This is a genomic window from Mycolicibacterium setense (genome assembly GCF_000805385.1).
Lineage (GTDB): Bacteria > Actinomycetota > Actinomycetes > Mycobacteriales > Mycobacteriaceae > Mycobacterium > Mycobacterium setense.
In genome coordinates, this window is the sequence record NZ_JTJW01000003.1 from 912,236 (window position 1) to 926,928 (window position 14,693).

The following is a 14,693-nucleotide window of genomic DNA, read 5'->3' on the forward strand; positions in this document are numbered from 1 at the left end:
AACTGCGGTCAGCTGTCCTCGGAATGGCGTCGGCTGAGCAACACCAGGAGCACGGCCAAAACACCCACCGCGACTGCCGCGGCCAGCGGCAGCTTGGACGACGGACTCTCGCTCACCGGGACCGGCACCGGGCCGGACACCGGGTTGACGGCCGAGGTGACAGTCGACTTGGCTTGTGCCGCAGCCTCTTTGGCGGCTGCGGTGACATCCGGCGACGGGGTGACATCCGGCGACGGAGTGACGGGGGCCGGGGCCGCCTTGGCAGGGGCCGCCTTGGCCGGGGGTGGGGTGGCCGGCGGGGCAGGCTGAGCCTTCTTGGCCGGGGCCTTCTTCGCAGGAGCTTTCTTGGCGGCCTTGGCAGGAGCCTTCTTCGCAGCGGCCTTCTTGGCCGGGGCCTTTTTCGCCGGGGCCTTCTTGGCCGGCGGAGGACCGGGCTTCGGTGGAGCAGGATCCGCGCCGGCCGCCGACGCCTCGGCCGCCTCGGCTGCGGGCTTCTCGGCGGGTTGATCCTGCTGCTCTGCCATCTGGCTGCTCCTTCGCAGTATCCGGTGTTCCTGTGGGCCGGCAGTGTTTCCCATCATGCCAGGCGCCGCATCGGTCAACCCGTGACGGCCAGAGCCGCGGCAAGGGTGACCGCAACAGCCATCATGCCCAACTCCACCAGCGCGCGGTTCTGCGACAAGGCCGCGCTACTTCGGTGCGCCCGCGCCGCGGGCAGCCACCGCGACCGGTTTCGCCAGGCCAGCGTCAACAGCGCCACGGTCACGACGACCTTGGCCGTCAGCACCCGGCCATAGCCGGTGGCCCACAGCTCGGCCGGAGAATTCAACTTGACGGCCGCGCCGGCCACACCGGCGATCAGCAGCATCCCTACGCAGCCCAGGGACAGCTGCGAGAACCGGGGCAACACCCTGGCCCACTGACCGCGATGCGTCACGGTCAGCACCAGCGCCGCCAGGACGCCGCACCACACGGCAGCGGCCAGAGCGTGCACCGCGACAGCCATCCCACCGATCGGGCTCTCCGAAAGGTGCCCGGTCAGAGTCCTGGCGGCCATTCCGACGGCGGCGACTCCGGCCGTCGCGGCCGTGGTGGTGGCGCCTCGCGGAACGACGATCGCCACCACACCGACGATCAGTGCCGCCGCGATACCGACCAGACCCGAACGTCCGGCAGCGGTGTGCAGCCCGAAGTCCGTCAGAGTGTGCACACCGATCTGCCAGAACCCGACCCCGGCCGTCTGCGCTGCCTCGACGGTCAATCGCACGAGCTCGGCCGCCAGCCAGATCGCCGCGGCAAGGGCGAGTGGCCCGGCCGCCCTCCGGCCCAACTCGGTGCGGTAGCGGTCGGATTCGAGCAGCGGCAGCACGGCCAGGCCGAGAGTGACGATGGCGGCACAGTCGGCCACCGCCCGGATCAGCGCGCCGGTCACCGTTGTCGCCGCACCGCCCACCAAGCTCCGCCGCCGACGAGCACGACGGCAACCAGCACGAAGGGCCACACCACGATGCCGCCGTCGGACTCAGCGGGTGAGGAGGCCGCGGGCCCTGGCGTGCCCGCACCGGCGACGGTCAGATCGAACGACCATGAACCCGAGATCACATGCCCGTCGGCCGAGGTCACCCGGTAGTTCACCGTGTAGGTACCGGCCGGGCCGAGCGGGCGGACCCCGACGCTGATCACCGCACCGGCGACCAACGGATCACCCTCGGACCACAGGTTGTGGTCCGGCCCGACGACGGTCATGTTGGCGAAGGCCGGTTGCAGGGCCTCGTTGAAGGTTGCGCTCACCCGTGGGGGTGATGCGCTGAGGGCGGCATGCTCGGCCGGGTCGGACGCGATCCGTGCCGCGTGCGCCGACGCCGCGGGGGCCCCGATCAACGCCGAGGCGCCGAGAATCAGCGCGGTCAGGGTCGCCGCGGTCAGCCGCATCACGACCGGCGCCTGTTCAGCAGACCCGCGACAAGGGCGGCAGCCGCGAGGATCAACGCTCCGCCCGCCAGCCAGCGGGCCGAGTTGTCCGCTGCCCGTGCTGCCGCCGCCGGCTCAGCGGGGGCAGCGGCCGGTGCCACGACTGTCTCGGTTGCGTGTTCGGTGTGCTGACCCTCGGACGGGGAACCGGTCAGCGCCACCTGCGGTACGGGGTGCTCAGGTTCGCTGCCGTCGGGCAACGGGGCCTGATCCCACCGGACCACCTTTCCGTCGGAGTAGGTCTGGGTGGCGGGGAAGCTCGCGCTCGCCGCATCGGGCAGTTTGACCGACACCCGGAACAGCGCGAACTGCTCGGGTGAGATGCCCACACCGGGAGCCGCGGTCCAGGTGACCTTCCGGACCGTGCCCGCGGCGGTGTCCCGGTCGAGCTTGGCCGTCCAACCCGGCATCACCTCGGTGCGGGCCGAGGCGACATCGGGCAGATCAACCGTCAATTGTGTTGTCAGGGCACCGGTATCGGACTCACCGGGGACCCGAAAAGTGAGTGTCGAGGTGGTCCCCGGCGTCGGATTGTCGGCCTCGACGTGGACATGCGCCCAGGCCGGTGCGGCGGTGAACAGAGCGGCGACGGCCACTGCGGCGGTCGTGAGCAGGGCGCGCGAGGACGCCCCGGTGAGGGCTTGCATTTCTTGGTGTCTTTCTCGGAGTCGGTGTCGGACGGTCAGGCGCTGACGCTGACCGGCGGACCCCGATGAGACACCGAAGAGGCAAGGAAGAGGGCCGAGTGCAACGGTTGGTCCGTGCCGCGCGTGGCCATGCACAACACCGGAACCGGTACGGTCCGGCGTTCGGGCACCACCGCGCGCACCGCACGCGACACCGCTGCACACAACCGGGCACCGCAGGCGATCAAGCCGGCCCCGAGAGACACCGCTGCCAGGTGCGCACCGAACATCGCCGCGCCGGGCTGCGCGCTGTGCGAATGACCGGCCGTCGCCAACAACACATGGGACACCAGCTGGCCCGTACCGAGTAGACCCCACAACACCGCGGTCCGACCGGCCGCGGTCGCGGCGACCGCGCCGAGCGTCACCGCCAGCACGGTCAGCTGGGCGGCCACCGCCCCACCGGGCAGTGCACCACCGCCCACGCCGTGGGCTGCGACGGCCAGTGCCGCCGTGAGGGTGCCGACGGCCGTACCTCGCAGCAGGGCTGCGGAATCGATACGGGCGCCGGTCATGAAAAGGGCTAGACCAGTCCCAGCCGAGCCATCAGATCGGCATCGATGCCGTCGAGCTGGGCCGCGATCGCCGCGTGGGCGCCGCGGCGCCGCGCCGTCGGCATGTTCTCCGCGGCGGTCACTGCCGCCGCCAGATCTGTGAGCCGGTCATTGATCGCCGTGACGAACTGCTTGGTCTCGGCGTCCTTGGGCTTCTTCTCGGCGACCTGCCGCAAGGTCTGCTCGGCGCCGGAGATCCGCGCGGAGAGCTCGGCGCCGTGCCCCGAGAACTGGCCGAGCTGGGCCAGCGAGACGCCGAGACGATCGGCGCGACGTTCATCCAGGGCACCCCGGGCGGCTGTGGCGGCACGGTAGATCAACGGCACGAGGACCGGCGCCAGCAAACGTGTGACGGTGAGCAGGCGGCGAATCCTGGCCGGGGCGAACAGACGTCCCTCACGCGCCGCCTTCAACTCGGCCTCCGCCACTTTGAGGGCATTGCGATCACTGTCCCGCTGCGCCTTGACCTGAGCTTTGAGGGCCCGCTGGGCAGCTCTCTGATCGGACTTGATGCGACGAGCCTCGTTCTTTGCGGTGAGCCGGGCTTCCAGCTTGGCCTTGGCCTTGATGGCGCGGGCTTCGGCGCGGCGGGTGGCGCGGCTTTTTCGTCGCGTGAACAGGCCCATTCCGGTTGCCTCCCGGTCGATTCGTCGTGTGTTCGTGGTCACCGCAGAAGTGCTGCAGACCCACAGTATCGTCCGGTGGATTTGCTCCGCCGCGGCTCCCCGTCATCGCCGTCGGTAATCGACTCAGCTAGCAAATTTGAACCGGCCGTTTGTGCGAGAATTGAATTCGTTGACTAAGCGTGCGGGCGGTGCGCGAAAGGGTGGTGACAACGTGCGTTCGCGGTTGCGCGTCGCCGCCTCGACCGGTCTGGTGCTTACGGGCCTGATCACCGCCGGTATCGGGGGAGCGTTGGCGTTTGCCGATCCTGACCGTGGCCGGCCCGATAACGGGCAAGGCTCGTCGAACAGCGCCGGGAACGGTCACGACGGGCACGAGGGCAAGGATCACGGGCAGGGCCACGAGCACGACGGCGAATCCCAGGGCGACGACGATGGCGACGACGGCTCGTCGGGCACGCGTACGACCCACAAACCCACCAAGACGAGTGGCAAGCCGACCAAGACCACAGGCAAACCGACCAAGACCGAGGAACCCACTCACACCGCGGAACCGTCCGGAACGCAGACGCCCCCGCAAACAGGAACCGGCACCAAGACACCGACCGAGACCGACACCGCCTCACCGAGCACGGAGCCCTCGGCATCTGAGACTCCGACGACTTCGGCCTCGGTCGAGACCACGACGGCCGTGACGTCCACCGAGACGACGGTGACGACCTCACGGACCACCTCACAGACCACGGAGACCACCACCAGGACGACTTCGGAGACGACCTCTGCGACCACGTCTGAGACGACCTCCGCGACGACCTCTGCCACAACCCTCGTCGGTGGCTCCCCCGGCGGTGGAGGCGGCGGCGGGGGAGGCGGAGTTCCGGCGCCGTTCAACTATCCGCGTCCTCCGGACATGCTGATGCCGGCCCCGCAGGCGCAGGCGCCCGACCTCGCCGCGCCCCCACTGCCTGGCCTGGCCGCAGCGGCCGGGATGGCGCCGATTCCCGTTCCGATTCCCGTTCCGGTCGTCGTGCTGCCGATCGTCGTCCCGCCGCTCGCGGTGCCACTCGGTGCCCCAGGCTCCGACAACGGGCCGCAGTCGGGTCCTGGATCGGGACCCGACATGCAACCGTCCACCAAGATGCGGACCGAGGCGGGCCGTCCCGCCGCCGTCGGATTGGATGCCGCCATCCCACCCGCGTCCTTCCGGGCCGGCTACGCGGACTACCTGCGCACCGCGAACACCATGGAGATCGCGGCGATGGCACTGCCCGGTGTGACCGGGATGATGGCGCTGACCGGCCTCGGCGGGCTGGTGGGCTACCGACAGGCCAAAGCCGGCCGCACGGTCCGAATCGACGCCAGTAGGTTCATGAGTTAGGAACGACCTGGGAGAATCCCGGTGAGTGGAGTTGTCCGGGCGTGAACGAAAGGGTGGAAAGGGGGACCATGTCCGCCAGTCGAAGCGTCACGCGCGCTGTCAACGAGGTTCTCGACCTAGCCCCTAGACAGGGCGAAGTCACATTGACCCGCCTGGTCGACGCCGTGAGCGCAGACCGCGGTAGACCGATCGAGCTGACCATGGCCGAACTGCCTCCCGGCGTGTGCGGGCAGTGGCGGCAGTACGCCGACCGCGACGTGTTCCTCATCCAGCAGGGCTTGCCGGCCTGGGACCGCACCCTGGCGCATGAACTCGGCCACCTGGTGCTTGGCCATGAGGGAATCTCGATCGTCGACGCGGCCGCGGCCACGGCCGAGGTGGCGACCTCGGATCTGATCAGCTACATGCTGAACCAGCGCACCGGCTGCATGGGGCCCAACGGCGAGGACATCGAGCAGGAAGCGGAGGACTTCGCCGCGCTCCTGCTCTACCGCCTCGGCCGGCTGCCCTCCGATCGCTCGTCGATCGTGCAGGTCCGCCTCGGAGAGGCATTTGGTTGATCGTCTGGGTGATCGCCGGCCTACTCGGCCTGGCTACCGGCCTGCGCATCGGCTGGGCGCTGGTCAACAAACAATCCTTGGTGAGCTCCGCGATGATCCTGTCGTTGGGCAGCCTCGGCGTCGTCGCCGCGCTGAACTGGGAGCCGCTGGCCCTGCTGATCGACACCGTGGTGCACTGGCCGAACGTCGCGGCCGGGCTGAGCCAGGTCGCGCTGATCGCATGTGCGGCAGGCAGTTGCGTGATGATCACGACCGCGTCCTCGAGCCATTCGGCCACCCTCACGCGGCGCATCGCGCTGGTCCAGTACGGGGTGGCCGGCCTCGTGGCCGTCATCAGCCTGGTGATCTTCTTCCACGCCGGTAGGCAGGCGGAGATGTCGCCCTCGGAGTATCTGAAGCGGGATCTCGGGTCGAGCGGCACGTCGTGGCTGCTGCCGTTGCTCTACGTCTTCCTCGCCCTCACCCTGGTGGCGTGGGCCGGTCTGCGCTACTCGAACCGCAGCCGGCGTGGGCGGGCGCTGTTCCTGTTCACGGTCGGCATGGTGCTGATCGTGGCCGCCAGCGGATTCGTCCTGCTCCGGGCCGCGGTGCGTACCGAGCCCGTCGGTCTGGGCGCCGCGGCGACCATGCTCGGGTGCGCGATGGTCATCGTGGCCGCCGGATCTCTGCTTCCGAGCGTCGAAGACTGGTTCGGGGCACAGCAGGAATTGCGGACCATCAAACCGCTGCTGAGCGAGCTGGCCCGGCGTCAGCCCGACGTGGGTATCGGGGTGCGTCCGCGCGGACCGCTCGTGTTCCGCGTCGCCGAACGCATGTCGCTGATCTCCGACGCGCTCTATCTGGAGGCGACCGCGGCCGACGCCCGGCGGCACGAGACCGCCGGTTCGCGCGGCTCGAGTGGGTCAAGTGGCGCAACAGAATTGGGCGACGTCGAGCGGCCCGATGTGTCACCCCGGGATCAGGCGCGCGCCATCGCCCGATGGATCTACGACACCCGGCAGGGCGATGATCGTTCAGCGTTCCCGGGGCTGGCCTGGCTGAGCCAGCCAGAGTCCTATGCGGACCGGGAATGGATTCTCGCGATCGCCGAGCAGTATCGGGAACTGGCCCGCGGCGCTACGCGCAGCTGAAACCCACTGACGTGGGTTCAGCGCGCGAGAACGCCGGTGGAACTGACGAATCAGTCGTCGAGGTGTTCCCGGCGGCGCAGCTCATCGACCTTCTGGACTAGGTCCTGCTGGGCTTCGGTGGACAGCCCGACGGTACGGGCAGCGATCCGGCGGATCCCCTCGTCACGCATGCTGGCCAGCCAGGTCAGCTCCTTGTCCAGCTTCTCGTAGTACTCGTCGTCGGTGAAGTAGGCCGGCTTGATCCGGAAGAAGTTGGCAAGTGCGGCCATGGTTGCCGCCGACGGGTTCGTCCGGTTGCCCGAACGGAGCTGCGACAGATACGGGGCCGACATGGTGACGCCCTCGGACTTCAATGCGGCGATCACCTCGGCAGACGTGTGGGGTCCGCGCCCTGGCGGATAAACCGTATCGAACAGGCGGTTTAGACGGGCGGCGAACGTCTTGCTCATCGATTTGACCTCCACATGCTTCACGAGCGGTACGAATAGGCGGCGTATTTGCTGACTATGGTAGCGAGTGTTGTGACGACAACCAAGTGCAAACGCCACAAAAGTTAAACTGGCTTTGCGTTTTGACGATCTCAGCCGGGTATGCCGACCCCTTCGCCGTGAAGGCAGGCGGGATTGCGCCGTCTGGCACTGCAAAAGGTGACGGTTCCGTTGTATTCGGCACGGTGAGCTGGGCTCACGGGTGCGCTAGATCATGATCAACTTCTGGGCCGGCAACTGCGGCACCGCCGTGACTAGGAGAAACAGATATTTGCTGTAGCGCGGACCCCGGGTCGCGTCAGATTGCGCGCCGGGCAGTTGTCGAACGACGTGGAACACGTTACAGGTTGGGCGATGGAATGCGCATCAGCCCCCTTGCTCGCGATAGCCAGACGGCCTCTGAAGGATTCTGGCGCCGATTCCAGACGGTGTTGCGGGGCGGAAACGAGACGCGGATTGCCCCGGGGCGGAACAATCGTCGGCACAAATACGCCAGCGGCCACGGTTGCGGCCGGGTGTCACGGCTATCGAAAGCCCGCTGAGGGTAGCCGAGATCGGCGATCCTGCTGCCGGCGCTGAGGCCTGCGGCTGCGGACATGGCGCCCTTTCGACACACCGCCGATACTTGCCGCTGGCGCGGCGCACCCTACATACGGTCGAAGGTCTCACCACCGCATCGCAGTCCGTCGGCCGGGCCTCACGACGCCAGCATGCCGACAGGACGATTGCGGGCTGCTGCCCTTCGCTGATCTAGAGGGACCCTAGCCGTTGTCCGCCGACCTCGCTAGAGTTCCTATCTTTTTTCGGTAGCCAGCTTCTCCTGGTTGGAGAAGATGTCCCGCTCGTGGCAGCCCTACGCCGCCAGCAGCATCGCCAGGATCGCCGTGTCCGGGTGACTGATCGGATCGACACCCACCCGGCTGACCACCGATGTGACCGTGCCATCGGATTCAGCTTCGACCCACGCGGCGCGGTGTTCGAGCCCGAGATGTGGGAGCCCGGGCAGCAATACGCATCCCGAAGCCGCGCCGGCGCATTCCGGAAGCGACGGCGTTGTCTCCGAAGGCGGGTGCAGCATCAGCAGCGCCGGTGGTTGATGCTCCGCGAAATACCCGGGTGGAACCGCGGATTCGCCCACCACCGGGCCCTCTGCGATGACCAGGCCGACAGTGCCGGGTTGCGGTTCCTCCGGCAATTCCTCGCGGACGCCGAAAATCGTTGTGGTGGAGAGTAATCCGGGCAACGAAGCGATCCGCACCGTGACCATGAGAAGCTGCGCCCACTCTTTGGTGGAATCGGGCCAGCGACCAGAGACCACGAAACCTTTGAGCGCACCGCCGGAATGAAAGGGGGCGATCTCGATCGCCCTGCCGGACCCCGTCGTATCCATATCGCCTCCGGGACATCGGTGTTGGGTCACCGGCTGATCGGTGCTCCGACACGTCTGTGGGTCGATCAGTTCAGGATGCGGCAGCAACCGCAACTGCGCAAGACGACACGGGACCCGGACCGGTAACGACTCGGCCAATGCCTGCCCCGGCCCGAAAACGAGGGCGGGGCGCCACGCTGTCCGCGCGACGCCCCTTGGTGAGAGATCAGAAACTGATCCAGCCCTCGATCGGACCGAATCGGGAACTAGCCGAAGATCAGGCCGTTGGTCTTGGAGGTGGCCGCCGCGTAGCGGTTCTGCACGTCCTCCCAGTTCACGACATTCCAGAACGCCTTGACGTAGTCGGCCTTGACGTTCTTGTACTGCAGGTAGAAGGCGTGCTCCCACATGTCGACCTGCAGCAGCGGGATGATGCCGAGCGGCACGTTGGCCTGCTGGTCATAGAGCTGGAAGGTCAGCAGCCGGTCGCCGAGGCTGTCGTAGCCGAGCACGGCCCAGCCCGAGCCCTGCAGCCCGTTGGCGGCGGCGGTGAACTGTGCCTGGAACTTGTCGAACGAGCCGAACTGGTCGTCGATCGCCGAGGCGAGGTCGCCGGTCGGCTTGTCGCCACCATTGGGCGACAGGTTCTTCCACCAGATCGAGTGGTTCACGTGGCCGCCGAGGTGGAAGGCGAGGTTCTTCTCGTTGAGGAAGATCGCCGCGTGATCGCCATTGGCCCGCGCCTCGTCGAGCTTGGCGACGGCGTCGTTGACACCCTTCACATAGGCGGCGTGGTGCTTGCTGTGGTGGAGCTCGTTGATCTGCCCGGAGATGTGGGGCTCGAGCGCTCCGTAGTCGTAATCCAGGTCTGGCAAAGTGTATTCAGCCACGAGATTCCTTCCTCATTATCGATCGATGGAGCCAAGCGTCCTCAAGATCATCGACCACATTGCTCCATCGCAGGGCGCACCGCAAGGACGCGCGTGCCGACCACACGTATACCCGATGCGGCGAGGGTCAGAACAAGACGATCACGGCGAGCACGCCGAGCAACAGCAGGGCGATCACACTGGCCCGAAGGAAGGCCATCATCTGGTTACGGGTGTGCAGGTGGCCCGACGAATGCCATTCGGGCTGCGGAAAAGCCGATCCCGATCCAATCGGATGCGACGCCATCAAACACTCCTGACCTGCACCATCAATGCTTGCCCCCAGTGAGTTCTGTCACAACAGCTGGTGTGACGCCGATCATAGACCCTGTAATGGCCAAGGGAAAATCGGCCTCTGGATAAGGGGATGCTGCGGTGCGGGCGACTCGAATCACGCTGATCCCAACCTGATCCGGCCGGCGTCGTGAACGCGTTTAGCCGAATGCTTAATTTCGCTCCGCGCCGATGTGGTTGTTGATCGCCGCCGCGAACACCCAAGGTTTATCCACAGTGATGGACAGCTACCGCACAGTAATCCCCATATCGGGAGCTTTTCCGCTGGTGCCGGGCTGTGGATGAACCTGTGGAAACTGTGGATAGCTTCCCGTTGCTGACACCGCGGTGAGGCATCGGGGTCGGGTGCGCCCGAGGCCGCGGGCATGCGAGCATTGAGGCATGGACGATGTGGAAGTCGGGCAGGTAGACATCGCTGCGGTACCCACCACGTTCGAAGGGTCTGTCGTGCTACTCGATGTCCGTGAGGACGACGAATGGCAACGCGGCCACGCCGCGGGCGCGCAGCACATCCCGATGGGTGATGTCCCGACGCGGATCGCCGAGATCGATCCGGACGCCGAGCTGTACGTGATCTGCCACGCCGGCGGACGGTCGCTGCGCGTGGCGAACTATCTGGCCCGAAACGGCTACACCCCGGTCAACGTCGAGGGCGGCATGCTGGCCTGGGCCGGCGCCGGACGTCCGATCGTCACCGACGCCGGCGGCCCGGGCAGCATCTGACCGCGCAGCACAGGGGCGGAGATCGTGGCTAGGCTGGTCGGATGATCCAGGTGTGTTCGCAGTGCGGGACGCGCTGGAACGTGCGTGACCGGCAGCGGTCGTGGTGTCCCCGGTGTGGCGGCTCGTTGTTGGCGCCTTCTGCGCCGTCGTCTTCTGCGCCGGCGTCGCCTCAGTCCCAGTGGGGGCCCGCCGGCCAGGCTCCGGCGCCTTCCGCGCAGCCACATTCCCAGACCGCGCAGCGCCCGCCGCAACTCGCGCCCGGCTACCGCTGGATCGCGCTGCGCCCCGGCCCTCCGCCGCATCAGCGGCGCAGGCGTCGCCCGCTCGGGCCGACTCCGCACTACCGCACGATCCCGAGCTGGGGTCTGCACCAGCCGTTCGATGTCGACGATCAGCCGCAGGAGACCGCTGACGCGTCCGGCGCAGGCACGGTCCGTCTCATGCTCGTGGCGGCCATGGTGGTTCTGGGCGTCGCGGCCTTCGCCCATGTGATCCGGTATGCGCTTCTGCTGATCAACCGCGGTGTGCTGCTGCACCCGGTGATCGCGATCGGTGGGGTCGCCATCGGCCTGCTGGCGAGCGTGGTCGCCATCGTCGTGGTGATCCTCACGGTGGTGGCGCTGGTGCGCTGGCTGATCGCGCGTCGGGCCGCCGGTTACGCCCAGCACGGTGAAACCGATCCGCGCAGCACCTCGACACTGTGGCTCGGCTGCCTGCTGCCCGGGGTGAACCTGGTGATGGCGCCGGTGTTCGTGTGGGAACTGGCCGCGCTCGAAGGCCGTCTTTCATACCTGCGCCGGCCGATTGTCGTGTGGTGGATCGCGTGGGTGTTCAGCGCGGTGCTGGCGGTGTGGTCGATGGCCGGCACCGTGTACGTCACCTTCTTCAACGACGCGCCGCAGAACATCGCCGACAACACGGTGGCCACGATCGTCGGGTACCTGCTCGCGCTCGCCACCTTCCTGCTGACGGCCAAAGTGTTCACCGGTTTCGAGGGCAGCGGTACGACCGCTGAGCGCAGCGTCCGACGCTGGGTGGTGGTCGAACCCGAGACCGACGCCGACGAGGCATCGCGGAATCGTGAGGATTCGGCTGAATCCGCCGTTCCGGTTGAGCCTCAAGGGCAGAACCCGGCAGCATAGGCCGTATGGAAACGGGCGACGGCGGAGCCGATGGGCAGGCGACTCCGGAGCCTGGGCATCCGTTCGTGGTGGCCCACCGGGGAGCATCCGCCGACAAGCCCGAGCACACGCTTGCCGCATACGACCTCGCATTGCGTGAGGGTGCCGACGGCGTGGAATGCGATGTGCGCCTCACCCGCGACGGGCACCTGGTGTGTGTGCACGACCGGCGCGTGGACCGGACCTCAACCGGCACCGGCGTGGTCAGTGAGATGACGCTGGCCGAACTGCGCAGGTTCGACTACGGATCGTGGCACGCCGGTGCCCGTGCCGGAGATGACACCGACGGAGAGGAAGTCGACGGAGAGAGGGCCGGTGACGCCTTGGGCGACACCGGGCTACTCACACTCGACGATCTCGTCTCACTGGTGCTGGACTGGAACCGGCCGGTCAAGCTGTTCATCGAGACAAAGCATCCCGTGCGCTACGGCGCGCTGGTGGAGAACAAGGTGCTGGCCCTGCTGCACCGGTATGGGATCGCCGCGCCGGCCTCGGCCGATCTGTCGCGGGCGGTGGTGATGTCCTTCTCCGCCGCCGCGGTATGGCGGATCCGCCGGGCCGCTCCGATGCTGCCGACCGTGCTGCTCGGTGACACGTCGCGGTACCTGGGCGGGAGCGCGGCGACGACGGTCGGGGCGACTGCGGTCGGTCCGTCCATCGCGACCTTGCGCGAGCATCCGGAACTGGTCGACCGGGCCGCCGCGCAGGGGCGTGCGCTGTACTGCTGGACCGTCGACCACTACGAGGACGTACGGTTCTGCCGCGACATCGGGGTGGCGTGGGTGGCCACCAACCATCCCGGCCGCACCAAGACCTGGCTGCAGAACGGCCTTACCGGTGCGGGCCGGGACTGAAAGTCAGAGATTGCCGCCTGCGGCCTTCGGGGCTGCCGGATCCACGCCGGCGCCGCCGGTGAGTTCCCTGGCGACGAAGTCCTCGATGTGGAACAGGTTGTCGCCCGCGCGGTCGGCGATCCGCACCAGCGTCGCCATGGACGAGACCTCTTCGATCTGCTCCTTGAGGAACCACTGCATGAACTGCTCGCCGAGGTAGTCACCCTCCTCGCGAGCGACGCTCGCAAGCCGGCTGATCTGCTCGGTGACGGTGCGCTCTTGGTTGAGCGCCAGCGCGAGCGCGTCGCGGGGGGTATCGAAGCGGTTGCACACCGCGTCGACACCGGGGATCTCGGCGTCGATATCCCGATCGAGCAGGTACTGGACCAGCATCATGGCGTGGTTGCGCTCCTCGACCGCCTGCGCATAGAAGTGCTTGGCGAGCTGCGGAAGGTCGGCGCCGTCGAAATAAACCGCAATTGCGATGTATTGCTGTGACGCGGTGAACTCGCTGCGAATCTGATCGGAGACAAGCGCGTGGAATTTCGTGTCGAGTTCACTGGTCGTGGTCATGGTGGCGAGGATATAGCAGGTCAGGCGGGGTTGTCATCGAAGGTAGACCTCATTGAGGGAAGCTTTACCTTAGTGGTGTGCCGTGCATTACATTCGCATTCACGAATTTGCTGTGACCAAATTTAGCTTTGCCTAAGCTCAAGGTTGGGGCTTTTCGACGACTTCGGCGGGCACCGCTGTGTCGTCGGCCAGCGCGGTGAACAGTCGCGCGGCGGCGTCGGTGTCCCACACCACGACCGCGCCCGAATCACTACCGGTGAACTCGCCGATCGGAACCGTCGCGGTGACCATGTCGTCGCCGTGCATCGCCCAGGCCAGCCGGCCCAGGTCCCACACGTGCGCGTCCTCGTCGACGGCGACGGAGTCGGTGGCGGCCCGCGCCATCGGCTGCCACCGCAACGGGTTGAGCAGCACCTCCGGGCTCGTGCTCCGGTGCAACAGCGCGGACATGAACGCCCGCTGGTTGATCATGCGGTCCAGGTCGGCGCGCGGCGTGGCACGGGTGCGGACGTAGCCGAGCGCGCTGCGGCCGTCGAGCTCCTGGCAGCCTGCCGGGAGGTCGATGCCGGCCAGCGGGTCACTGATCGGTTCGGCCGGGCACATCGTCACACCGCCGACAGCATCGACGAGTGCGGCGAAACCGTCGAATCCGATCTCGGCGTAGTGATCGAGGTGCAGCCCGGTCGCGAGCTCGATGGTCTGTGCCAGCAGCTGCGACCCACCCAGTGAGAAGGCCGCATTCACCTTGTCCTCGCCGTATCCGGGAATCGGCAGGTACGAATCCCGGGGGATGGAGACCATGGTGGCCGGCGTGTCCGAGCCGATCCCGGGGATGTGGACCAACAGGATGGTGTCGGTGCGGCCGGTGCCGATGTCCCCGCCCGTGGCCAGGTCGGCCTGCTGCTCGGGGCTGAGGTTCTGGCGACTGTCGGATCCGACCAGCAGCCAGGTGGTGCCATGGGCCGCCGCGGGGCGCTCCGGATAGTCGGCGAGGGCCGGGATGCGGTGGAGCGACGAGTCTACCCAGAAACCGCCGCCGATCACCGCCAGCGCGGCCGCCAATATCAGGATCAGGGGCACCGCAATCACCAGGCGGCCCCAGCGCCGCCGTCGTCGCGGCTTGCGAGCCGGCAGTGGTGCGGGCGCCGGCCGAGCCGGCGGTGGTGGGGGAGCCGATCGAGGCGGGGGCCGCCTCGGGGTTTGTTGTCGCGGCGGCTGCCGGGGCGGCGGTGGAGGTTTCCGGGGTGGCGCGGGCGGCGTGGGCGGATTCGGCGGCCAGGCCGGACGGTAGTTGGGGTCCCGCCGGATCACCTGGGACGGCTCGGGGCCGCGGCGGCGCGGTCCCGGACGCCGCGAACGCGGATCGGGAGGTCGCCCTGAAGCGGTGAAGTCGTCCACAGC

At 67.7% G+C, this 14,693-nt stretch carries 19 protein-coding genes; 7 read left to right on the forward strand and 12 right to left on the reverse strand.

Annotated features, from left to right (window positions below):
* Nucleotides 1-8: 8 nt before the first annotated feature.
* From QQ25_RS05855 to QQ25_RS05880, 6 genes are all read right to left on the reverse strand, one after another.
* The gene (locus tag QQ25_RS05855) at nucleotides 9-524 is read right to left on the reverse strand and encodes a hypothetical protein (protein WP_039377647.1); all 516 of its coding nucleotides are present in this window, start codon (nucleotides 522-524) and stop codon (nucleotides 9-11) included.
* 74 nt (nucleotides 525-598) lie between these two features.
* A complete protein-coding gene (locus QQ25_RS05860; protein WP_276014862.1) occupies nucleotides 599-1,456 on the reverse strand; it encodes a CopD family protein in 858 nt (285 codons plus the stop codon).
* A complete protein-coding gene (locus QQ25_RS05865) occupies nucleotides 1,429-1,932 on the reverse strand; it encodes a copper resistance CopC family protein (protein ID WP_052235631.1) in 504 nt (167 codons plus the stop codon). The genes QQ25_RS05860 and QQ25_RS05865 overlap by 28 nt, the downstream gene beginning before the upstream one ends.
* On the reverse strand, nucleotides 1,932-2,618 hold the full coding sequence (locus QQ25_RS05870; RefSeq protein WP_052235632.1) for a YcnI family copper-binding membrane protein: 687 nt from the start codon (nucleotides 2,616-2,618) through the stop codon (nucleotides 1,932-1,934). The genes QQ25_RS05865 and QQ25_RS05870 overlap by 1 nt, the downstream gene beginning before the upstream one ends.
* A gap of 35 nt (nucleotides 2,619-2,653) precedes the next feature.
* A complete protein-coding gene (locus QQ25_RS30935) occupies nucleotides 2,654-3,172 on the reverse strand; it encodes a hypothetical protein (protein ID WP_039326298.1) in 519 nt (172 codons plus the stop codon).
* Between the two features lie 8 nt (nucleotides 3,173-3,180).
* Nucleotides 3,181-3,837, reverse strand: a complete 657-nt coding sequence (locus QQ25_RS05880; protein WP_039326296.1) for a DUF6474 family protein — start codon at nucleotides 3,835-3,837, stop codon at nucleotides 3,181-3,183.
* Nucleotides 3,838-4,006: 169 nt separating this feature from the next.
* Here QQ25_RS05880 and QQ25_RS31080 point away from each other — a divergent pair, with 169 nt between their 5' ends.
* From QQ25_RS31080 to QQ25_RS05895, 3 genes are all read left to right on the forward strand, one after another.
* Nucleotides 4,007-5,212: a hypothetical protein gene (locus tag QQ25_RS31080; protein WP_234711846.1), complete on the forward strand. Its 1,206-nt coding sequence runs from the start codon at nucleotides 4,007-4,009 to the stop codon at nucleotides 5,210-5,212.
* Nucleotides 5,213-5,280: 68 nt separating this feature from the next.
* Complete coding sequence (locus tag QQ25_RS05890; RefSeq protein ID WP_029109019.1) at nucleotides 5,281-5,772, forward strand: ImmA/IrrE family metallo-endopeptidase; 492 nt, start codon at nucleotides 5,281-5,283, stop codon at nucleotides 5,770-5,772.
* Nucleotides 5,769-6,902: a hypothetical protein gene (locus QQ25_RS05895; protein ID WP_039377649.1), complete on the forward strand. Its 1,134-nt coding sequence runs from the start codon at nucleotides 5,769-5,771 to the stop codon at nucleotides 6,900-6,902. The genes QQ25_RS05890 and QQ25_RS05895 overlap by 4 nt, the downstream gene beginning before the upstream one ends.
* 50 nt (nucleotides 6,903-6,952) lie before the next feature.
* Here the strand turns inward: QQ25_RS05895 and QQ25_RS05900 are convergent, their stop codons facing one another.
* The 4 genes from QQ25_RS05900 to QQ25_RS30540 form a co-directional block, all read right to left on the reverse strand.
* A complete protein-coding gene (locus QQ25_RS05900) occupies nucleotides 6,953-7,351 on the reverse strand; it encodes a secretion protein EspR (protein ID WP_029109017.1) in 399 nt (132 codons plus the stop codon).
* A gap of 892 nt (nucleotides 7,352-8,243) precedes the next feature.
* Nucleotides 8,244-8,780: a hypothetical protein gene (locus QQ25_RS05905; RefSeq protein WP_039326292.1), complete on the reverse strand. Its 537-nt coding sequence runs from the start codon at nucleotides 8,778-8,780 to the stop codon at nucleotides 8,244-8,246.
* Nucleotides 8,781-9,025: 245 nt separating this feature from the next.
* Nucleotides 9,026-9,649, reverse strand: a complete 624-nt coding sequence (locus QQ25_RS05910; RefSeq protein WP_039326290.1) for a superoxide dismutase — start codon at nucleotides 9,647-9,649, stop codon at nucleotides 9,026-9,028.
* Nucleotides 9,650-9,776: 127 nt separating this feature from the next.
* A complete protein-coding gene (locus tag QQ25_RS30540) occupies nucleotides 9,777-9,935 on the reverse strand; it encodes a hypothetical protein (protein ID WP_162627840.1) in 159 nt (52 codons plus the stop codon).
* 428 nt (nucleotides 9,936-10,363) lie between these two features.
* Here QQ25_RS30540 and QQ25_RS05915 point away from each other — a divergent pair, with 428 nt between their 5' ends.
* Genes QQ25_RS05915 through QQ25_RS05925 form a run of 3 tightly spaced genes read left to right on the forward strand, consistent with a single transcriptional unit; the run spans nucleotide 10,364 to nucleotide 12,740 of the window.
* Nucleotides 10,364-10,705 (forward strand): rhodanese-like domain-containing protein, encoded by a 342-nt coding sequence (locus tag QQ25_RS05915; protein ID WP_039326288.1) that lies wholly within the window; start codon nucleotides 10,364-10,366, stop codon nucleotides 10,703-10,705.
* 41 nt (nucleotides 10,706-10,746) lie between these two features.
* The gene (locus tag QQ25_RS05920; RefSeq protein WP_039377651.1) at nucleotides 10,747-11,847 is read left to right on the forward strand and encodes a DUF4328 domain-containing protein; all 1,101 of its coding nucleotides are present in this window, start codon (nucleotides 10,747-10,749) and stop codon (nucleotides 11,845-11,847) included.
* A gap of 5 nt (nucleotides 11,848-11,852) precedes the next feature.
* Nucleotides 11,853-12,740, forward strand: a complete 888-nt coding sequence (locus QQ25_RS05925; RefSeq protein ID WP_039326283.1) for a glycerophosphodiester phosphodiesterase — start codon at nucleotides 11,853-11,855, stop codon at nucleotides 12,738-12,740.
* Between the two features lie 3 nt (nucleotides 12,741-12,743).
* On the opposite strand, the gene QQ25_RS05930 is transcribed toward QQ25_RS05925, so the two are convergent.
* Both QQ25_RS05930 and QQ25_RS05935 read right to left on the reverse strand, forming a co-directional pair.
* On the reverse strand, nucleotides 12,744-13,292 hold the full coding sequence (locus QQ25_RS05930; protein ID WP_039377653.1) for a ferritin: 549 nt from the start codon (nucleotides 13,290-13,292) through the stop codon (nucleotides 12,744-12,746).
* A 138-nt stretch (nucleotides 13,293-13,430) separates the two neighbouring features.
* Nucleotides 13,431-14,426: an LCP family protein gene (locus QQ25_RS05935; RefSeq protein ID WP_234711857.1), complete on the reverse strand. Its 996-nt coding sequence runs from the start codon at nucleotides 14,424-14,426 to the stop codon at nucleotides 13,431-13,433.
* Between QQ25_RS05935 and QQ25_RS31300 the strand changes: the two genes are divergently transcribed.
* Nucleotides 14,426-14,680 (forward strand): hypothetical protein, encoded by a 255-nt coding sequence (locus tag QQ25_RS31300; RefSeq protein WP_039377654.1) that lies wholly within the window; start codon nucleotides 14,426-14,428, stop codon nucleotides 14,678-14,680. The genes QQ25_RS05935 and QQ25_RS31300 overlap by 1 nt on opposite strands.
* The last annotated feature ends 13 nt before the right edge of the window (nucleotides 14,681-14,693 follow it).